This is a genomic window from Kitasatospora sp. NPDC023385 (genome assembly GCF_055664045.1).
The window spans coordinates 1-20,145 of sequence record NZ_JBVOOL010000004.1 but is presented as its reverse complement, the minus strand read 5'-3'; the positions used below and the strand labels follow the sequence as shown (position 1 = coordinate 20,145).

General features: G+C 71.8%; 17 protein-coding genes. 8 read left to right on the top strand and 9 right to left on the bottom strand.

The window, feature by feature from the left end; translation table 11 throughout:
• The first annotated feature begins 175 nt into the window (after positions 1-175).
• Complete coding sequence (locus AC0B61_RS08295; protein WP_471739820.1) at positions 176-580, top strand: hypothetical protein; 405 nt, start codon at positions 176-178, stop codon at positions 578-580.
• A gap of 8 nt (positions 581-588) precedes the next feature.
• Here the strand turns inward: AC0B61_RS08295 and AC0B61_RS08290 are convergent, their stop codons facing one another.
• Positions 589-1,095 (bottom strand): ATP-binding protein, encoded by a 507-nt coding sequence (locus tag AC0B61_RS08290; protein ID WP_471739819.1) that lies wholly within the window; start codon positions 1,093-1,095, stop codon positions 589-591.
• A 201-nt stretch (positions 1,096-1,296) separates the two neighbouring features.
• Here AC0B61_RS08290 and AC0B61_RS08285 point away from each other — a divergent pair, with 201 nt between their 5' ends.
• Positions 1,297-2,565: a transcriptional regulator gene (locus AC0B61_RS08285; RefSeq protein ID WP_471739818.1), complete on the top strand. Its 1,269-nt coding sequence runs from the start codon at positions 1,297-1,299 to the stop codon at positions 2,563-2,565.
• Here AC0B61_RS08285 and AC0B61_RS08280 read toward each other — a convergent pair.
• The 3 genes from AC0B61_RS08280 to AC0B61_RS08270 all read right to left on the bottom strand — a co-directional run bounded on the left by AC0B61_RS08280 (position 2,546) and on the right by AC0B61_RS08270 (position 7,121).
• Positions 2,546-3,205: an HAD family hydrolase gene (locus tag AC0B61_RS08280; RefSeq protein ID WP_471739817.1), complete on the bottom strand. Its 660-nt coding sequence runs from the start codon at positions 3,203-3,205 to the stop codon at positions 2,546-2,548. The two genes, AC0B61_RS08285 and AC0B61_RS08280, sit on opposite strands and share 20 nt — an antisense overlap.
• A 69-nt stretch (positions 3,206-3,274) precedes the next feature.
• On the bottom strand, positions 3,275-5,746 hold the full coding sequence (locus tag AC0B61_RS08275; RefSeq protein WP_471739816.1) for an endo-beta-N-acetylglucosaminidase: 2,472 nt from the start codon (positions 5,744-5,746) through the stop codon (positions 3,275-3,277).
• 310 nt (positions 5,747-6,056) lie between these two features.
• A complete protein-coding gene (locus tag AC0B61_RS08270; RefSeq protein WP_471739815.1) occupies positions 6,057-7,121 on the bottom strand; it encodes a LacI family DNA-binding transcriptional regulator in 1,065 nt (354 codons plus the stop codon).
• Between the two features lie 248 nt (positions 7,122-7,369).
• On the opposite strand from AC0B61_RS08270, the gene AC0B61_RS08265 reads away from it, so the two are divergent.
• The 6 genes from AC0B61_RS08265 (at position 7,370) to AC0B61_RS08240 (ending at position 16,025) form a co-directional block, all read left to right on the top strand.
• Positions 7,370-8,659, top strand: a complete 1,290-nt coding sequence (locus tag AC0B61_RS08265; RefSeq protein ID WP_471739814.1) for an ABC transporter substrate-binding protein — start codon at positions 7,370-7,372, stop codon at positions 8,657-8,659.
• A 95-nt stretch (positions 8,660-8,754) separates the two neighbouring features.
• The gene (locus tag AC0B61_RS08260; RefSeq protein ID WP_471739813.1) at positions 8,755-9,627 is read left to right on the top strand and encodes a carbohydrate ABC transporter permease; all 873 of its coding nucleotides are present in this window, start codon (positions 8,755-8,757) and stop codon (positions 9,625-9,627) included.
• A 5-nt stretch (positions 9,628-9,632) separates the two neighbouring features.
• The gene (locus tag AC0B61_RS08255) at positions 9,633-10,595 is read left to right on the top strand and encodes a carbohydrate ABC transporter permease (RefSeq protein ID WP_471739812.1); all 963 of its coding nucleotides are present in this window, start codon (positions 9,633-9,635) and stop codon (positions 10,593-10,595) included.
• 44 nt (positions 10,596-10,639) lie between these two features.
• Positions 10,640-11,905 carry a glycoside hydrolase 5 family protein gene (locus AC0B61_RS08250; protein WP_471739811.1) on the top strand — a complete coding sequence of 422 codons (1,266 nt, stop codon included), beginning with the start codon at positions 10,640-10,642 and terminating at the stop codon, positions 11,903-11,905.
• Positions 11,906-11,970: 65 nt separating this feature from the next.
• On the top strand, positions 11,971-15,012 hold the full coding sequence (locus tag AC0B61_RS08245; RefSeq protein ID WP_471739810.1) for an alpha-mannosidase: 3,042 nt from the start codon (positions 11,971-11,973) through the stop codon (positions 15,010-15,012).
• Between the two features lie 80 nt (positions 15,013-15,092).
• Positions 15,093-16,025, top strand: a complete 933-nt coding sequence (locus tag AC0B61_RS08240) for an ROK family protein (protein ID WP_471739809.1) — start codon at positions 15,093-15,095, stop codon at positions 16,023-16,025.
• 418 nt (positions 16,026-16,443) lie between these two features.
• On the opposite strand, the gene AC0B61_RS08235 is transcribed toward AC0B61_RS08240, so the two are convergent.
• The 5 genes from AC0B61_RS08235 to AC0B61_RS08215 form a co-directional block, all read right to left on the bottom strand.
• On the bottom strand, positions 16,444-17,007 hold the full coding sequence (locus AC0B61_RS08235) for an acyl-CoA thioesterase (protein WP_471739808.1): 564 nt from the start codon (positions 17,005-17,007) through the stop codon (positions 16,444-16,446).
• Positions 17,004-17,315, bottom strand: coding sequence for a hypothetical protein (locus tag AC0B61_RS08230; RefSeq protein ID WP_471739807.1), 312 nt, complete (start codon positions 17,313-17,315; stop codon positions 17,004-17,006). The genes AC0B61_RS08235 and AC0B61_RS08230 overlap by 4 nt, the downstream gene beginning before the upstream one ends.
• A gap of 264 nt (positions 17,316-17,579) precedes the next feature.
• Complete coding sequence (locus AC0B61_RS08225; protein ID WP_471739806.1) at positions 17,580-18,545, bottom strand: DUF6528 family protein; 966 nt, start codon at positions 18,543-18,545, stop codon at positions 17,580-17,582.
• A 138-nt stretch (positions 18,546-18,683) separates the two neighbouring features.
• Complete coding sequence (locus AC0B61_RS08220) at positions 18,684-19,175, bottom strand: flavoprotein (RefSeq protein ID WP_471739805.1); 492 nt, start codon at positions 19,173-19,175, stop codon at positions 18,684-18,686.
• A gap of 157 nt (positions 19,176-19,332) precedes the next feature.
• Entirely contained in the window at positions 19,333-19,818 is a 486-nt protein-coding gene (locus tag AC0B61_RS08215) for a cysteine/serine endopeptidase inhibitor (protein WP_189921308.1), read from the bottom strand.
• Positions 19,819-20,145: the final 327 nt, after the last annotated feature.

Below are 20,145 nucleotides of genomic sequence, written 5' to 3'. Positions count from 1 at the left end.
CGGAGACTGACGGGGCGTCGACGCCGACCGGGGCGTCCGCAGCCTGAACGACCCACCGGCTGTCAGCAGCCGATGTAGCGCATCGTGACGCTGGTGAAGTACGTCCCCGAGGGCGCGTACCGCCGAAGGCGACCGGGCCCTGCTGCCCGAGCGCGCCTGCGCGATCCTGGACCGGATGCCCGGCCTCGGTCTCAGCCCCGACTACGTCGCCGCGCAACGCGAAGCGCTGGTGCTCACCCGGGCCCTGGTTCCGGAAGGCTTCGACGGCTTCCTCACCCAGCTCGAACACCGGCTCGCCGACCCGGAATCCGTCGAGCTCACCAAGCGCGGGTGGGAGGCCGAGAGCTGGGAACCCGACGACCCGAGGATCGAGGAACTCGCCGCCGCCATGGCCGACCACTACCTCGCCAACCCCGCCCTGCCGGGCAACCCCACCAGCCTGCGGGCGTGGAGCAGGGCTTCCACCCAGTACAAGATGATCAACAACCACCGCGAGGACCAGGCCCCGATCTCGGCCCGCCTCACCGCCCTCACCGAGGCCAAGCTCCGCGCCGCCGGGGCACCCATGCCCCAGCGGTGACGGCAGCCTCACACCACCACCGGCTGCAACGCACAGAGGTCACGCGCCGTGCCCCACCCGTACGTGGGGCACGGTGACTCACCGGATTCCAGGAACTCGAACCACACCACCTTGCCCACCCCCGCCGGATGCCAGCCCCACGAGTGAGCCAGCGCCTCGACCAGCAGCAGCCCACGACCGCCGGTCGCCTCCGGGTCGGCGACCCGGCGGTCGAGCGTCGGGCCGGGATCCGCGACCTCGACCCGCACCCGCTCCCCCACGCGGCGAACGGTCACCGTGCACCGCGTCTTCCCGTGCTCCATCGCATTCGCGATCACCTCGCCCGCACAGAGCTCCAACTCCCCCAGCGCCTCGCCGGACAGGGGAACACCCCAGGCCCGGAGGATCGACACCACCAACCGCCGAGCCGCCGGAACCGCCGCACCGTCCGGTGGCACACCCCACTCCAGGGGCACCGGAAACCGAGCGGTCCTGAGAGGGCTGACGATGAGCCCTGAGACGGCCGTGCCGGACATGCGACCCCCACAATCAGTAGCCATGTGACACCAGGCGGTGATGTAGAGATCGTCGGCCTCCGGCGGAACACTCTGAACCCCTTGAACGGGACGTCCGTGAGACTCTTGAGGGCCTCTTGCTACCGCAAAGCCGAGCAAAGGACTGAGAAACGTCTGTTTCGGCCGTAGGGTTGATGCAGCATCAGCAGTTCGGAGGACACCATGCCCCGGTCCATCGGCAACACCGCGCTCAAAGCAGCCCGGCAGGCTCGCGGCCTCTCCAGCCAACAAGCGCTCGCAGCCGCGCTGCACGACGCTGCACGCCAACTCGGCTTGGGCGACATCATCGTGAGCCGCAAGCAGATCGGTCGGTGGGAGTCTCCCAACCCGCCGTGGCCACGAGATGACCACCAGCAGCTGCTCACCTATGTCCTTCGCCTACCGATCGAGGACCTCGGATTCCGCGCGCCGTGGGACAACAGCATCCGGATGGCTCCGGAGGAGGCCGCGTCGCCCGGCCGCCGCCTTTCGGCTCCCCCCGCGCTGCCGAGGCCGATCGCAGCGTCCGCGACGCAACCGGCCACCGTGGGCACGGATTTCGCCATGGTCACCGAAGCCCATCGACGCCTCTACTGGAGCGTCGCGCCCGCCACCTTGCACCAGGCCGTGGCCGAGCACGCCAACCTGGGCGCGGCCCTCCTGGCCGACACCGACGGCGTCGCCAGGAGGGTGATCGCGTCCGCCCTCGCGGAGAGCCTCCTGCTGGCGGGCCGGATCCAGTTCTTCGACCTCCGCCGGCCGGACGTCGCCGACGCCACCTTCGTGCGGGCTCTACAGGCGGCCGGTGCGGCCGACGACTCCCTCCTCGGCGCTGCGGTCCTCGGGCACTCCGCCTTCGTCCCGGGTTGGGCCGGGCAGCGCGAGGACGCGGCCGAACGGATCCGAGCCGCCCGTACGTACGCCCGCCGGGGGGCCGCCTCGGTGGAGCTGCTGGCGTGGCTCGATGCCGTGGAAGCGGAATGCCTGACCCGCTGCGGCGACCACCGCCAAGCACTCTCGCTGCTACGCCGGGCCGAAGAAACCCTCACCGCCGACGCCGAGCACCGCAGCCCGGAGTGGTTCACGTGGTTCTCGACCACCCGGCTCGCCGCGTTCAAGGGCAACACCGAACTGGCAGCCGGCCTGATTCCCCAGGCCCGGACGACGCTTGAGGACGTGCTCGCCAGACTTCCGGAGACCGACGGCAAGCAGCGGGTCGTCGTCCTCGGCGACCTTGCGGCCGTTGAGGCCGCAGCACGCCGGCCCGACTCGGCGTGTGCCCTCCTGGAGCAGGCACTCGATCAGCTGAGCGCGACCTGGTACGCCACCGGCATGGAGCGGGTCCGCGAGGCCCGCCGAGCACTCACCCCCTGGCAGGACTCGGAAGCCGTCCGACGCGTCGACGACCGCCTCTACTCCTGGTCGGCGACGCTCAGTTCCCTCCAGCGTTAGCCTTCGCGATCAGCTCCGGCAACTCGCTGAGCGAATCGATCCGGAAGGTCGCACTGTCCGCTGCGGGATCGTGCTGCTGGATCCAGCCCCATGGCCCCCTGCGGATCAGCGCGGTCCGCATCCCGGCGCGGGCGGCGGGGAGAACGTCGTTGTCGAGACGATCGCCGACGTAGAGCACCTCGTCCGGCTCGGCCGGGGCGACGGCGGCGACGCGCTCGAAGAACGCCGCCGCCGGCTTGCTCGCGCCCCAGTCGTCGGAAGTGCCGATCAGGTCGACGTCGTCCGTGAACAACCGGCGGAGGATCGCCCCGGACCGCACGGTCTGGTTACCCGCGATGGCCAGCCACAGGCCGTCCGCGCGGAGGCGGGCGAGCGCGGGACGGACGTCGGGGTAGAGGTCTTCCTCCCCGTACGTCTCGGGCCGGCCTGCCGCCGCCCGCTTCTCGCGCTCCACGTACAGGTCGAAGCCGGGCCGGAAGACCTGGAAGGTATCGCGGTAGTCGCGGCCTTGGGCAATCACGGCCCCGAACTGGGCGACGAAGGTGTGGCGCGGCACGCCGAGCCAGTCCGCCCAGGTGCCGTACTCCCGGGTCTCGTCCACCAAGCACTCGCCGACATCGAACACCACCGCACGAATCATGGCCGCAGCCTAGCGAAGGGGCCTGGCTCACGAAATCTGCGCTGATGATGCTGTCCCCCACGATGCCCTTTACGCGCCCCAGGCCTCGAACTCGTAGATGCGGGCGGCCGGGTCGGTCGTCTGGGTGGGCTTGGTGACCACGAGGCGGACGTAGCGGGCGGTGGTGTTCACCGGGTGTGTCGTCGTGCCGGCCGTGTTGCCCGTGACGGTGGCGACCGTCGTCCACGGGTCGGTGCTGTTCGACCGGACCTGGACGGTGAAGTCGCGGGTGTTGTACGAGGTGCTCTCGCCGCCCGCCGAGGCGTGCTTGACGACGAACTTCGACAACTGCTTCGCCGAACCGAGGTCCACCTCCAGCGACTTGTCGGTGTTCAGGCTGCACCACTTGTCGCTGTTGCCGCCGCTGACGCTGCCGTTGACGGCCTTGGCGGGGCCCTCGTTGGCGTTGCACTGGCCGGGGGAGGTGGCGGGGCGGTTGAGGGCCAGGTTGGTGGAGGTCGGCGGCGTGCCGGTCCAGCTCACCGTGGTGGACGCGGCGGTCGAGCGCCCGTAGGTGGTGGACACCGCTTCGACGTCGAGCGTGGTGGCTGCCTCGCCGCCGGCCCGGTCGAGCCGCCCGACGAAGTAGGCGTCGTTGGGTGTGGCGCCGAGGAAGGTCCGGCTGCCGTCCGCGTTGCGCCGGTACACCTCGTAGTGGTGCACGTTGCCGCCGGATGCCGCCGTCCAGGACAGGCGCAGAGACTGGCTGGTGCCGGGTGTCACGTCGGCTGCGCCGAGTACGGTGAGGCCGCTGGGTGCCGCCGGGGTCTGCACCGACCCGTCGTAGACGGCGAGTTGGCCGACCCGCAGGTCGTAGGAGGGGTCGGTGCCGTCGACCCGGAGTGCGAGCTGGGCGATGGTGCGGCCCGCGTAGGCGGACAGGTCGAGGGTGTGTCGCTCCCACCCGGTCCCGGAGTCGGCGCCGACGTCGATCGTGGTGAAGCTGCCGGGCGCGTCGGTGAAGGCGACGGCGGCTTTGAGCTTGGTGGGCCCGGCGGCCGGGGTCTTGACCACCAGGTCCAGCTTGGTGGCCGCCGTGACCGGCAGCTTGGTCTCGTACAGCCGGACGGTGTTGGCCGCGTCCAGGGTGCCGGTCAGTCGCAGGGACGAGCCGCCCTGGTAGGCGTCGCCGAAGTCGACGGACGGGGTGAGCTTGCTGCCGCCGGAGTCGACCACCCAGCGGTAGGTGGGCGGGACGTCCTGGAGCGAGAGGTTGTTCCAGCCGCCGGTGGCGACCCGGGCGCCGCCCGCGTTGTAGAAGTCGCCCTGCCCGGTGTCGAAGGTGGTGGCGAAGGGCTTGGCGGTGATCGGCGAGGACTCGGCGACGTAGCTCGCCAGGCCGGGCCAGCTCGCCGAAGGGTCGGTCCGCGACGGGTCGTTGCCGGTGCCGACCCAGTAACGGGAGTCCTTGGCGTAGAAGTCGGCGCGGTCGGTGGCCGACTTCCAGGTCCACTCGGGGCGGTAGAGGCCGAGCGAGGTGGTGTGCGGCTTGCCGGCGGGGAACAGGGTGTTCCAGTCCACCGAGGTGTTGTAGCCGTTGGCCTCGGTGTCGATGCCGGAGTAGAGGTCGTACTCGCTGCGGCCGAGCTGCCGGGCGAGCGTCCGCGAGGAGTCGAGACCGCTCGCCGACCAGTCGAAGTTCAGGAACACCGAGTCCGAGGTGCGCTTCGAACCATCTTGCAAGAACGGCGAGTTGGCCGAGGTGAGGGCGTTCTGCCAGTTGACCGCGCCGGAGGTGGTCATCGCGTCGTACCACATGAACTCGGTGCCGCTCTGCGCCTTGGTGTACTGCATGAGGTTGCGCAGCTCGGTGGCGAGCGCCGAATCGCCGCCGCCGGTCTCCTGGTTGATGAACCAGCCGTCGAAGCCGTAGTACTGGGCGGCCTGGGCGAGCTTGTCGGCGACGGGGTAGCGGCTGCCGGACTTCTGGACGAAGTCGCGCACCCACTGGAGCTGGCCGCCGTACGCGCCGGGCGGGAAGAAGACGGTGCCGTACACCTTGACGCCGTTGCGGTGGGCGGCGTCGATGACGGTCGGGTTGGGGGCGAGGATGAGGCCCTCGCCGGCCGATCCGCCCCAGAACACCAGCTTGTCGACGTACTGCCAGTAGCCGAAGGCGTAGTAGTTGGGGTCGGCGGAGCCCTGCGAGGGGTTGTTGGAGGTGGGGCCGAAGGAGACCAGTGAGGTGATCTTGCCTTCGCCGGTGCGGGCGTTGGGGTTCGCCTTGAGCGCCGGGTCGCTGGTGCGCGGCTGCAGCGGGACGCGGGAGCGGTTGAAGCGGGCGTCAGGGTCGGTGGCCGGATCCCAGGTGAGGATAGTGCTGGGGTACCAGTACGAGGCGAAGGGCTGCGTGCCCGTACCGGCAGCCGTCGCGGCGGTGGCGGCGGTCGCGGCGGGCGCCGCGGCCGGTATCGGGTCGGCCCAGGCCGCCGGGGTAGCGGTCAGCGCGGCCGTCGCGAGGGCGGCGCTGAGCAGCGGGGAGAGGCGTCGTGACAGTCGCACTGCGGTGACTCCGATCGAGCGGAGGAGGTGGGGGTGGGGCCGCCGTCGCGGACGGGGGCCCTGGTGCATGCGGACGTGCCGGTGCTGGAGCAGGGGGGACGTCGCCGCTGCGGCGGTGCCTCGACGTACGGGCGCAGCGGGAGCCGGACGGGGTACGGGGGAGTACAGCGGGCTACGCAGCAAGGCGGACTATGGCGGGTCACGGCGAGGCTGCGCCGAGCGGGTGCCGGTTGGCGCTGCGAGGCTAAACCGGTTCAGAACCGCTGTCAACGACTCGCGCAGCAACCACTCCGGAGAGCGAATCGCCGATCTACTCGACGGCGGACTCGCCGACGGGCCCGACGACGGACCCGCCGGCGGAACCGGGCGGCGAGGTGGACTCCCGTACGGTCAGCCGCGGCGTGGGCATCTGCAGGTCCCGGCCCGGCCCGGCCTCGTCCAGCGCCTCCAGCAGGCTGCGGGCGACCTGCTCGCCGAGCGCGAAGGTGTCCCGGCTGAGCGCGGTCAGCGGCGGGTGGACGATCCGGGCCAGCACCGAGTCGTCGAAGGAGACGATGGACAGCTCGCCCGGTACCGCGACGCCCATCTCCCCCGCCACACCGAGCCCGGCGACGGCCATCACGTCGCTGTCGTAGACGATCGCCGTGGGCCGCCTGGCACGGGAGAGCAGCGTGCGGGTGGCGGCCGCGCCCTCGGCGTCGCTGAAGTCGGTGGGCACCGACACGGCCTCTTCCAGGCCGAGCCGGCGGGAGGCGTCGCGCAGTGCGCGGATCCGCCGCTGGGTGTGCTGGAAGTGCGGCAGTCCGGCCAGGTGGGCGATCCGGCGGTGCCCGATCGCGGCCAGGTAGTCGACGATCGAGAGCATCGCCTCCCGGTCGTCGGCCCAGATCCGCAGCTGGTTGCCGCCCTTGCCGGGGCCGCCCAGGACGACGGCAGGCAGCCCGAGTTCGTCCAGCACGGGCGGTCGCGGGTCCTTGACCTGCAGGTCGACGAGGATGAAGCCGTCGACCCGGTGTTCGGAACCCCAGCGGCGGTAGACCTCGATCTCGGCGGCGGTGTCCTCGACCACCATCAGGTGCAGCGCGACGGACCGGGCCGAGAGCACCGCCTGGAGGCCGGAGAGCAGTTGGCTGAAGAACGGCTCGACGCCGATGGTCCGGGCCGGGCGGGCGATCACGAGCCCGACGGCGTCGGCCCGGGCGCCGCCGAGGGCGCGCGCGGCGCTGTGCGGGCGCCAGTTCATCTCCTCGGCGACCCGCAGGATTCGGGCCCTGGTCGCCTCGCTCACCCCGGGTCTGCCGTTGAGCGCGAAGGACACCGCGCCCTTGGAGACACCGGCCTGGCGCGCGATGTCGGCGATCGTCGGTCTGCCCACAGGACCCGACTCCTCTCTTGACATCCAAGTTTAGGCGGGAGCATAGTCCCTGCCAGAGCTAGACCGGTTTAGTAGTCCCGTACGCTCAGTGAGACCAGTGAGCCCAGTAGGCCCAGGTCCCGGAATCCGGCACACCCCGGCGGCCGTACAGCTGTCGGCCGGGCCCCGACACCACCCTCGGAACCACCCCCGCGAACACCCCGAACTCGGCACGATCCCCCACCCACCCTCAGGACCGGGAGACCCTCATGCGAAGAATCTGGGCGGCACTGACGACGACGGCCTTCACCGCGGCCGCGCTCACCGGCTGCGGACTCGGCTCCGACGGCACCAAGAACAGCGACAGCGTGGCGAGTGCGGCCGCCACCGGCGAGGTCAAGGGCAAGGTCTCGCTGCAGACTTGGGCGCTCAAGCCGAAGTTCACCGACTACATGCAGGGCGTCATCGACGGCTTCAAGAAGAAGTATCCCGGTGTCGAGGTCGAGTGGCTCGACCAGCCCGGCGAGGGCTACTCCGACAAGGTGCTCAGCCAGGCCGCCGCCGGCGGGCTGCCCGACGTCGTCAACCTCCCGCCGGACTTCGCCTTCCCGCTGGCGAAGAAGGACGTCCTGCTGGACGTCGCCAAGGCCGACCCGAAGCTCTCCGACGAGTACGTGGCCGGCGGCGTGGACGCCTACCGCTTCAACGGCTACCAGGGCACCTTCGGCTACCCGTGGTACCTGAACACCGATGTGAACTACTGGAGTTCGGAACTCCTCAGCAAGAACGGACTGGACCCGGCCAAGCCTCCCGCCTCCCTGGACGAGCTGATCGCCCAGGCCAGGGTGATGAAGGAGAAGTCCGGTGGCCAGAGCTACCTGATGAGCCGCAAGCCCGGCCTCGGCGACCTCTACAACATCGGCGTCAAGCTCATGGCCGACGACGGCAAGTCCTTCACCTTCAACACCCCCGAGGCCGCCGCGCTGCTCGACAAGTACCGCGACGCCTTCAAGGAGGGTCTGATGCCGAACGGGGTGCTGACCGACACCTACGCCGGCAACTCCAAGCTCTTCAGCTCCGGCACGGTGGCCTGGACCACCGGCGGCGGCAACTACATCACCAGCCTCGCCACCGACAACCCCACCCTCGCCCCGAAGGTCGTCTCCTCCCCCGCGATGGCCACCCCGCCGCTCTACGTCCAGGGCCTGTCCATCCCGAAGACCACCAAGAACCCGGCCGCCGCGGTCGCCCTGGCCCGCTGGGTCACCAGCCCGGAGAACCAGGCGGCCTTCGCGCACCTGACCAGCGTCTTCCCGTCCACCAAGGCCTCGTCCGGCGACCCGTTCTTCAGCCGGAGTGACGGCACCAACGCGGGCGACGCCAAGGTGATCGCCTTCACCTCCCTCGCGAAGGCCAAGCTGATCCAGCCGGTCGAGGTCGACGACGCGATGGGCACCATCATCAAGCAGCAGTTCGCGCTGGCCATCAGCGGCGACACGAGCTCCAAGCAGGCACTGGACTCCGCCGTCGAGCAGTGCAACAAGCTGCTCAAGGGCTGACGGCCGCCGCCACCACCGACCGTACCGGCGATGCGGCGGGCCCCCCCGCCCGCCGCCCCGGGAATGACCCGCACCGCCCCCAGGAAGGCAACGGCATGACCCACCGGCGTTGGTTCACCCCCTGGCTGCTCGCCGGGCCCGCGATCGTCTGGCTGGCCGTCTTCAACCTCTGGCCGGCCGTCAACACGGTGATCCTGTCCTTCACCAACGCCAAGCCCCTGGGCGGCGGTCGGTTCACCGGCCTGGAGAACTACGGGCGCCTGCTCGACGACGAACAGCTCGCCGACGCCCTGCTCAACAGCATCGTCTTCATGCTGGTCTGCCTGCCCCTGCTGACCTTCCTGCCGCTGCTGCTCGCCCTGCTCGTCCAGCGGAAGGTCCCCGGCATCACCTTCTTCCGCACCGCCTTCTACACCCCGGTCATCGCGTCCGCCGTCGTGGTGGCACTGATCTGGGGCTGGGTGCTGGACGACCGCGGCCTGGTCAACGGCCTGCTCCGGCAGTCCGGGCTGACCGACTCCCCGGTCTCCTTCCTCACCGACCGCTGGCTGCTCCTGTTCAGTGCGATCGCCCTGACCGTGTGGAAGGGCTTCGGCTACTACATGGTCATCTACCTGTCCGCCCTCGCCAACGTCCCGCGCGAACTGCACGAGGCGGCGGCCGTCGACGGCGCCGGCCCCCTGCGCCGCTTCCGGCACGTCACCCTGCCCGGGGTGCGGCCGACCATGATGCTGGTTTCCGTGCTCATCTCGGTCAGCGCGCTGCGCGTGTTCTCCGAGCTGTACGTGCTCTCCCACGGCCAGGGCGGCCCGGGCGGGCGGGACATGTCGGTGGTGATGCTGATCCAGATGTACAGCCGCGGCTTCAACGGCCACCTCGGCTACGCGTCCGCGCTCAGCCTGATGCTGTTCGCCATCACCGTCGGCCCGATGCTGCTGCTGATGCGCCTGAACCGGAAGGCGGCCTGAACCCCGTGACCTCCCCCCGTGCGAAGAGCACGCAGGACTCCCCGGCCGACCACCGTGCCCAAGACTCCCAGAGCTTCCAGGGCGCCCGCAGCGCCCAGGGCTCCCAGGACTCCCGCAGCTCCCGCAGCTCCCGGGGCTTCAACACCCCCTCCCCCGCCCAGACCGCCGCCCGCTACCTGCTCCTGCTGCTCGTCCTGCTCGTGGTCATCGGCCCCTTCCTGTGGCAGCTGTCCACCTCCCTCAAGGGCCCCGCCGAGGACGTCTACACCACCACCCCCGGCTTCCTGCCCGACCAGCCCACCCTCGGCAACTACGGCAAGGTCGCCGACACCATCCCGGTCTGGACCTACGCGCTCAACTCGGTGATCGTCGCCGCCGTCTGCATCACCGGCAACGTGGTCGGCTGCACCCTGGCCGGCTACGCGCTCGCCCGGCTGCGCTTCCGCGGCGCCCGGCTCGTCCTCGGCCTGTTCCTCGCCACGCTCGTCCTGCCCGGCGAGGTCACCATCGTCTCCCAGTACGTGCTGGTGCGCAGCCTCGGCCTGGCCGACACCCTGACCGGCGTCGCGCTGCCCGGCTCGATCGCGATGCTCAACGTCCTGCTGATGCGCACGGCCTTCGCCGCCGTACCGGTCGAGCTCGACCAGGCCGCGCTGGTGGACGGCGCCAACGTCTGGCAGCGGCTGTGGCACATCGGCCTGCCGAACGTGCGCGGCATGGTCAGCGTGATCGTGATCTTCACCTTCATCGGCGCCTGGGACGACTTCCTCTGGCCGCTGATCGTGCTCAACGACCCGCAGAAGTACACCCTCACCGTCGGCCTGCAGTACCTCAACGGCACGTTCTCCGCCAACCCCCGGCTGATCGCGGCCGGCACCATGATCGCCTTCCTGCCGATCGTCGTGGTGTTCGGCGTCTGCCAGCGCTTCTTCTTCCGGGGCGTCGAGGAGGGAGCCGTCAAGGGATAGCCCACCGTCCGTACGCCCCGACACCGTTGAGGAAGCCACCGCCCATGACCGGCACCCCGCAGGCCCCGCGCTTCGGCGTCAACTACACCCCCAGCGTCGGCTGGTTCCACCACTGGCTCGACTTCGACCTCGACGCCGTGCGCGCCGACTTCGACTCCATCGCCGGCCTCGGGCTGGACCACGTCCGGGTGTTCCCGCTCTGGCCGCTGTTCCAGCCCAACCGCAGCCTGATCCGCCCGCGGGCCGTCGAGCAGCTGGCGGCCCTGGTGGACGCGGCCGGCGAACGCGGGCTGGACGTCGCGGTGGACGGCCTGCAGGGCCACCTGTCGAGCTTCGACTTCCTGCCGTCCTGGACCCGGACCTGGCACCGGCGCAACCTCTTCACCGACCCCGAGGTCATCGACGGCCAGGCCGCCTACCTGCGCACCCTCGCCGAGTCGCTGCGCGAGCGGCCCAACTTCCTCGGGATGACGCTCGGCAACGAGATCAACCAGTTCTCCGGCGCCCCGCACCCCGACCCGGACCGGGCCACCCCCGCCGAGGCCGGGGCCTGGCTGCACCGGATGCTCGACGCCTGCGAGGCCGGCGCCCCCGGCCGGCTCCACCTGCACGCCTCGTACGACGCCGCCTGGTACCTCGACGAGCACCCGTTCACCCCCTGGCACTCGGCGCGGATCGGCGCCGCCACCGCCGTGCACTCCTGGGTGTTCAACGGCACCGCCCAGCGCTACGGCGCCCACTCCACCGCCACCGCCCAGCACGCCGCGTACCTGGTCGAGCTGTCCAAGGCCTGGGCGGACGACCCGGGCCGCCCGGTCTGGCTGCAGGAGGTCGGCGCACCCGCCCCGCACATCACCCCCGAGGACGCCGCGCGCTTCACCGGCGCCACCGTCGAGGCCGCGCTGGACTGCCCGGACCTGTGGGGCGTCACCTGGTGGTGCTCGCACGACGTCGACCGCTCGCTCGCCGACTTCCCCGAACTGGAGTACAGCCTCGGCCTGTTGACCACCGACCGGACGGTCAAACCGGCCGGCGCCCGGCTCGCCGAGGCCGCCGCCGAGGCCCGCCGCTCCTGGCGGCCGCCCAAGCCGCGCAGCACCGCCGTGGTGGTCGCCACCGGCGACGAGGTGACCTCCCCGAAGCGCTCGGTCTGCGGCCCCGGCGGCTCGGTGTACGAGGCGTTCATGCGCCTCGCCGAGGCGGGGGCCCGCCCGACCACCGTCCTCGCCGAGCGCGCCGGGGACCGGGCGCACCTGGCCGCGCGCGGCATCACCGAGGTGGTCCGGCCCGACGACGTATCTTCCCTCTAGCCCGTTCCCCCAGCCACGCACCTCTCAGCCACGCACCTCTCAGCTACGCAACGGAGCCCGCTGACATGCATGATGACCGCACCCTGGTCGAGTCCCGTCTCAAGCGCGTCCTGGACGAGCGCATCCGCCCGGCCGTGTACCCCGAGTCCGTCCCGCTGGAGGTCGGCATCTGGACGGCCCCCGGCGAGCCCGTCCCGGTCGCCGAGGGCCTGGCCGCGCCGCGCAGCCCGATCACGGTCGGCGACGCCTGGGGCGCGCCGTGGGGCACCAGTTGGATCACCGTGACCGGTACGGTGCCGCAGGCCTGGGCCGGGCGCACCGTCGAGGCGCTGATCGACCTCGGCTTCGACGCCAACATGCCCGGCTTCCAGTGCGAGGGCCTGGTGTACCGCCCGGACGGCAGCCCCGTGAAGGGCCTCAACCCGCAGAACCAGTGGGTGCGGATCGCCGCTCCGGCCGCCGGCGGAGAGCAGGTGCTGCTGCACGTCGAGGCCGCCTCCAACCCGGTCGTCCTGGACTACCACCCCTTCGTGCCCACCGAGTTGGGCGACAAGGACACGGCCGGGGACCAGCCGCAGTACAAGCTGGCCCGGATGGACCTCGCCGTCTTCGACGAGACGGTCTGGCAGCTGGTGGCGGACCTGGAGGTGCTCGGCGAGCTGATGGCCGAGCTGCCGGTGGAGAGCGCCCGCCGCTGGGAGGTGCTGCGCGCCGTGGAGCGGGCGCTGGACGCCGTCGACCTGCAGGACGTCAACGCCACGGCCGGGGCGGCCCGTTCGGAGCTGGCGGGGGTCCTGTCCGCGCCCGCCGTGCCGTCGGCGCACCGGATCAGCGCGATCGGCCACGCGCACATCGACTCGGCGTGGCTGTGGCCGCTGCGCGAGACCGTCCGCAAGGTGGCCCGCACCACCGCCAACATGACCGCGCTGCTGGAGGACGAGCCGGACTTCCTCTACACCATGTCCCAGGCGCAGCAGTTCGCCTGGATCAAGGAGCACCGCCCCGAGGTGTACGCGAAGGTCCGCAAGGCCGTCGCGGACGGCCGGTTCGTCCCGGCCGGCGGCATGTGGGTCGAGTCCGACACCAACATGCCGAGCTCGGAGGCGATGGCCCGGCAGTTCGTGCACGGCAAGCGGTTCTTCCTGGACGAGTTCGGGATGGAGAACCAGGAGGCCTGGCTGCCGGACACCTTCGGCTTCACCGGCGGCCTGCCGCAGATCATCCGCAACGCGGGCTCCAAGTGGCTGCTGACGCAGAAGATCTCGTGGAGCCAGATCAACAAGTTCCCGCACCACACCTTCCTGTGGGAGGGCATCGACGGGACGCGGATCTTCACCCACTTCCCGCCCGTGGACACCTACAACTGCTCCATGAAGGGCGGCGAGATCGCCCACGCGGCACGGAACTTCAAGGACAAGGGGGCCGCCCGGCACTCGCTGGCCCCGACCGGCTGGGGCGACGGCGGCGGCGGCACCACCCGCGAGATGATCGCCAAGGCGGCCCGGCTGCGGGACCTGGAGGGCTCGGCCACCGTCCGCTGGGAGAAGCCCGCCGAGTTCTTCGCCAAGGCCGAGGCCGAGTACCGGAACCCGCCGGTGTGGGTCGGCGAGCTCTACCTGGAGCTGCACCGGGCCACGCTGACCAGCCAGGCGAAGACCAAGCAGGGCAACCGGCGCAGCGAGAACCTGCTGCGCGAGGCCGAACTCTGGTGCGCCACCGCCGCGTTGCGCACCGGCGAGCCGTACCCGTACGAGCAGCTGGACCGGATCTGGAAGACCGTCCTGCTGCACCAGTTCCACGACATCCTGCCCGGCTCGTCCATCGCCTGGGTGCACCGCGAGGCCGAGGCCACGTACGCGGCGCTGGCGGCGGAACTGGGTGAGCTGATCGGGCGCGCGCAGCAGGCCCTCGCCGGGGACGCCTCGGGCGGGCGCGAGCTGGTGTTCAACGCGGCGCCGCACGCCCGCGCGGAGGTGCCGGCGGGCGGGGCCGCCGAGGCCGTCGTCCACGGTTCGCCGTGCGCGGCGGTCGAGCGTCCCGAGGGCGGATTCACGCTGCGCAACGGCCTGTTGGAGGTCGTCGTCGACGCCGATGGCCTGATCGGCTCGGTGGTCGAGGTCGCGAGCGGCCGGGAGGCCGTCGCCCCCGGCAGCCGCGCCAACCTGCTGCAGCTGCACCCCGACTTCCCCAACATGTGGGACGCCTGGGACGTCGACCAGTTCTACCGCAACACCGTCACCGACCTGACCGGCGTGGACTCGCTCACCGCGGAGTGCACCGCCGACCGGGCCTCGGTGCGGATCGCCCGCTCCTTCGGCTCCTCCACCGTGGTGCAGACGCTCAGCCTGCGGGCCGGCGAGCAGCGCGTCGACATCGACACCGAGGTCGACTGGCACGAGACCGAGAAGTTCCTCAAGGCCGCGTTCCCGCTGGACATCCACACCGAGCGCTACGCCGCCGAGACCCAGTTCGGCCACCTCTACCGGCCCACCCACACCAACACCAGTTGGGACGCCGCCAAGTTCGAGGCCTGCAACCACCGCTTCGTCCACCTCGACGAGCCCGGTTGGGGCGTCGCCCTGGTCACCGCCTCGACCTACGGCCACGACGTCACCCGCACCGTCCGCGACACCGACGGCGGCACCACCACCACGGTCCGCTTCTCGCTGCTGCGCGCCCCGCGCTTCCCCGACCCGAAGACCGACCAGGGCCTGCACCGCTTCCGGCACGCCCTCGTGCCGGGCGCGGCGATCGGCGACGCCGTCCGCGAGGGCTACCGGATCGGGCTGCCCGAGCGGCGGGTCACCGGCAGCGCCGAGCGGGTCGCTCCGCTGGTGGAGCTGGACAACGACGCGCTCGTGGTGAGCGCGGTCAAGCTCGCCGACGACCGCAGCGGGGACCTGGTCGTCCGCGTCTACGAGGCGCGCGGCGGCCGCGCCCGGGGCCGGCTCGCCACCTCCTTCCCGCTGGCCGGCGCCGTCCCCTGCGACCTGCTGGAGCGGCCCTGGGACGGCACCCGCGGCGAGGTGACGGTGGAGGACGGCGCGGTGCACCTCGCGCTGCGGCCGTTCGAGCTGGTCACCCTGCGGCTCAGCGCCGCCCGCTGACGCACCCTGCTCTACGCTGTGCGGCGCCCCGGCTCTCACCGGCCGGGGCGCCGCCCCCGCCGACCCTCCTGGAGCCCACCGTGCCGCTCTCCCCGCTGTTCGCCGCCGTCGACATCGGCGGCACCAAGATCGCCGGGGCCCTGGTCGACGGCGACGGACGGCTGCGGCACCGGCTCCAGCTGCCCACCCCGTCGACGGAGCCCGGCGCGGCCGTCCTCGCCGTCGTCCACCGGGTGCTGGACCGGCTCGCCGCCACCCCCGACTGGGCCGCCGTGACGGCCGTCGGGATCGGCAGCGCCGGCCCCGTCGACCTCGCCGGCGGCACTGTCAGCCCGGTCAACATCCCCGGCTGGCGCGGCTTCCCACTGGTCGCCGAGGTCGCCGCGCACCCGGCGGTGGCGGCGCGCACACTGCCCGTCCGCCTCGCCGGGGACGGCGTCGCGATGGCCGCCGCCGAACACTGGCAGGGCGCGGCCCGGGGCGCCGCCAACGCGCTCTGCCTGGTGGTGTCGACCGGCGTCGGCGCCGGGCTGGTGCTCGACGGCGCAGTGCGCCCCGGCCCCAGCGGCAACGCCGGCCACCTCGGCCACATCACCGTCGAACTGGACGGCGAGGACTGCCCGTGCGGCTCGCGGGGCTGCCTGGAGGGCGTCGCCAGTGGCACCGCCATCGCCCGCCGCGCCATCGCCGACGGCTGGCGGCCGGACGGGGACGACCGGACGGCCCGCGCCGTCGCCACCGCCGCCACGGCGGGCGACCCGCTCGCGCTCGCCTCCTTCGACCGCGCCGCCCAGGCCCTCGCCGCCGGGATCGCCGCCACGGCCGCACTGGTGGACCTCGACCGGGTCGTCGTCGGCGGCGGCGTGGCCACCGCCGGGGACGTCCTGTTCGCCCCGCTCGCCCGCCACCTGGACCGCTACGCCGCGCTCTCCTACATCCGCGGCCTCGACGTGCGCCGCGCCGAACTCGGCACTGACGCCGGACTGATCGGCGCCGCCGCGCTCTGCCGCTGAACCTCCCCGGAGCACACGCATGCCGCCACCCGCATGCCGCCCTCCGCCCGGCCGCCGTCCCAGGTGCTGCCGGAGCTGCTGCGCGGCGCACTGGCGTCCGCCCGGCCGTCCGGCCGTCCGGCCGCGAACTCGCCTCCGTTGCCGACGCGTTGAAGCGGCTTGCGGCCACCGGAGGCCCGTACGCCGAGCCCTGCGCCGGCTACGTCCGCGTCGCCGACCAGTACCCAGGCGGCCCTGGCCGGGGCGGGGAGGGGGAGCACCGGTCGCGCGCGCCGCTCGGCGCTATCGGAACCGGCTCGCTGCCGGGGACGGCCTCCTGGCCGCCGGGAAGCCGGACCGGCGGATCGACGCCGTTGTCGATCGCGCCGCCGGCCCGGGGCGTCGGCCCCGGGGGTCGGGCCGCCGTCGGGGGCCGTGCTCAGCCCGCCGAGGCGTGACACCGCCTGCGCGGCCGGCGCGCGGAGGGCAGGCTGCCGGTGGCTGCGGCCGCCATGCGCTGCGTCGGCGCCGTCGCGGTCGCCGTCACCGTCGCGGTGGCCAGGGCGGCCTCGGCGCGCGCCGTGTCCGGCATGAACGCCGAGAGAAAGTGCCGTTCGTTCGGGCTGAGCGCGCGCGAGCGGCCGGATTCGCGGTCCCGCGCGACCACCACGGTCCGCGCCCGCATAAAGGTGAGCGGATCCCGGCAGACATTCACCTCGACGTGCGCGGAACTCCGTCCGAGCCGTTCCACGGTGAGCCGCACCGACAATGGCTCGGGCCGGTGGTGCAGCTGCTCCAGGTAATCGATCTCGTGCCGCGCGATAATGAATCCGGATGGGAACAGCGATTCCCGCACGGCGGTCGCGTGGTGGCAGAACAGGTCGTAAATCCCCTCCTGGATGTAGCCGACCAGCCGGGCGTTGTTGATGTGCCCGTTCTCGTCGACGTCGCTCCACCGGGTGGGGCAGGACAGCACGTGCGCGCCCAGGTGCACCGCGCTCACGGCTGGGTCAGCCCGGCGCCGGCCCCGGCGGGGAGCAGTGCGCGCTGCAACCTGGCGTAGTAGCCGGAGTGTTCGGCCGCCATCCGGGCCGCGGTCCACCCCTCCTCGGCGGCCTCGGCGGCCGCCTGGACGACCAGGCTGTCGAGCACCGCGTCGACCGAGCGGCACAGTTCGGCGACGGCCGCGAGCCGCTCGGTCACATCCGATCCGCCCGGTGCGTTGCGGGCCGGGAATGCGGAGAGCGAGTCGACCGCGAGCTGCAGACCGTCGAGTGTGTCCGGCAGGTTTTCCGAAGGGGAATTCCGCATGTTTTTCTCCATGACTCATTCGGCCATTACGGCCCGGTAGCTGGTGTTCGAATACACCGGATCGGTGTCGGCCCCCCGACGCCTTCGACGCTATCCCAGTCGACGGGGGTCGACGGATGGTTTTCGGACCACGACAGGAAACTGACTACTATTGGAGTAGTTTGACGGGGTACACAATATGCCCCATCAGCCGAATGCCGTCCGCAGTTCGAGTGGTACCGCCGACTCGACCCCCAAGATCGACTACTCGGCGTCGCAGATCTGCTAATAGGCACTCCACCACCTCGCCTTGTAGAGGTGCGTCCCGCGCAACGACCGCGTTCCCTCCGGCCGGTGCAGGGCGATCACCGAGGTGCACCAGTCGCACGGACCGGTGTGCTCGGGGGCCGCGGTGAGCAGCCGGCCGGTGCGGCCGGGCTCGTCGCCGACGCTCTTCACGTCCCGCTCGGCGGCCGGATCCGCCAGGTGGACGGGCGTGAAGCGGTCGGCCGACGGGTCGTACTGCCAGAGGCCGGCCAGCGTGCTCACCCAGAACCGGCCGGGGGCCGCCAGCACGGGCGCCAGGTCGTGGCCGCCGCGGCCGGGCAGCGGGGCGCTCCGGACGGCGGTCAGGGTCGGCGCGGCCGGAGTGCCGCCGACCCGCAGCCCGGTGAGCGCCGAGTCACCGAGCGCCCAGAGCAGCCCGGTCCGCCCGTCCCAGTGCACGCCGTGCGCACCCGGCAGCGCGAACTCCGCGTACCCGGCGGCCCGCGGGCCCTGCGACGCCGCGTACAGCCGGACCCAGCCGCCGGCGCTCGCCGCCACGGCGACATCGCCGTCCGGCAGCAGCTCGATGCTGTGCGGGTTGACGGCCGACCCCAGGTCCGCCGCCCAGCTCGTCCGGCCGGTGGCGGTCTCCACGACGGCGGCCAGCCCACCGCCAGCGGTCGTGAGCAGGTAGCGGCGGCCCTGCCGGACCCGGCTCTTCACCTCGTCCGGGTCGGTCCAACTGCGGGCGGGCGCCAGATCGGCCAGCTCGGGCGCCCGGTCCGCGCTCCAGCTCCAGACCACGGGCAGCGCGTCCGGGCCGCGGTAGGCCATCAACTCCTCGGCGCTCTGCAGCACCAGCACCCGGCGGGAGGCCTGGTCCACGACGGCGACCTGCCAACCCGGCGACCGCGCCTGCGCACCGGTCACGGGCGCGCAGAGCACCAGGGCGGCCCCGAGGGCCGACAGCATTCTCCTCAGCACGCCTTCACCGTCCGTGCTGCGGACCGAATCCGCTCGACGGCGCGTCCGAACGGCCGGGGGCCGTCCGGGCCCGGCGCGGCGGCCACCAGTCGACCGCCGCCACCGGAAACCTCCCGCAGCGCCCGACCAGCCGCCCGGTCAGTCCCGCAACAGTTCCAGCGCCCGGGTCCAGTGGTACGAGCCGGGCACGAACTCCGCGATCCGCACCCCCATCCGCCGCAGCTTCGCCAGGCTCTCGCCATAGGCCGGATGCGCCGCCTGCGCAGCACTCAGACACGGCTGCACGGCCACCGGGATCCCCCAGCCGTACGACTCGCAGAGGATGCCGAGCGCCAGCGTGTCCGAGATTCCCAAGGCCCACTTGTTGACCGTGTTGAAGGTCGCCGGAGAGACGACGATCGCATCCGGGTCCGGCAACGGCCGAGGATCCCCCGGCTTCCGCCAAGCGGAACGGATCGGATAGCCGGTCTGCGCGGTGATCGCGTCGACGTCAATGAACCCCAGCGCCTGGGGAGTTGCGACCACCCCCACCTCCCAGCCCTGCGCCTGGGCAGCGGAGACCAGCTCCCCCACCCCACCCGCGACCCCCGCCGCGCACACCACGACGTACAGCACCGGCTTCCCAGCCATCCCCAGCACTCCCCTCTCAACACCGCCGCCCCCTCACGAGATCGGCATGCACCACCTTCCCAAAAGGCGCCACCGCGCCGCGCCGTGCTGCGCTGGCGGGACGCGCCGGTGCCCGCCCCGGGACGGCCGTGGGGCGGGCACCGGGTTCGCCGGAGTGTCAGCCGATGGTGGAGCCGGTGATCGGGGCGGAGAGCTCGACGGTCTCGCCCTTGAGGCCGGCCTTGACGAACTGCCAGGTCAGGCCGCTGATGACGCCCTTGTCGAGGGGGGCGAGCTTGGCGAAGGCCGGCTGGCTGAGGTCGATGTGGGTGGAGTCACAGGAGGGACACTGGTCCTTCACCGGGACGGTGATGGTCTTGCCCTGGTAGGTGACCTTGACCGAAATGCCCTTGCAGACCGGGTCGTTGTTCGGGTTGGCGGTGGTCCACCAGGTGTGCGAGACGGCGACCAGCATCTGCGAGGAGGCGTTGATCTGGGTGCCGCAGGCGCCGTAGCCCGAGTCGGTGTAGTAGGTCGCCTTGCCGGTCATGGGCTTGTTGATCGGTATCGCGGCGCTGGCGGTGCCGGCGGTGAAGGCGATGAGAGCGGCTGCGGCGAGCGGGGCGCCCGCGAGGATCCTGAGGTTCTTGCCGATGGCGCGCATGGTGTGTTCCCTCCGGTTGCGGTACTGATCACAAACGTCCTGGTCACGGGCATGGCAAGGAGAAGTCGCCTCGCTTGCAGGGAAGTTCGGCGACTCGGTGCCCGCCCTTGTGAAGGGAACGTATGCGCCCGTCCTCGCTATGGTCCAGACCTCCATGATGTTGGCATGAACACAAGGCAAGGATCTTTACGAATGCGGCCGAAGGGGCGAAGATACGTGACCGCGCCGACACAGCTTGACGTTTAACCTCGCGCGGCGAGGTGGGCCTGGAGCGTGGGTTCGCGTTTGATGGTCTTGCCGACGTCGTGACGGGATGCCGGGTTGCGG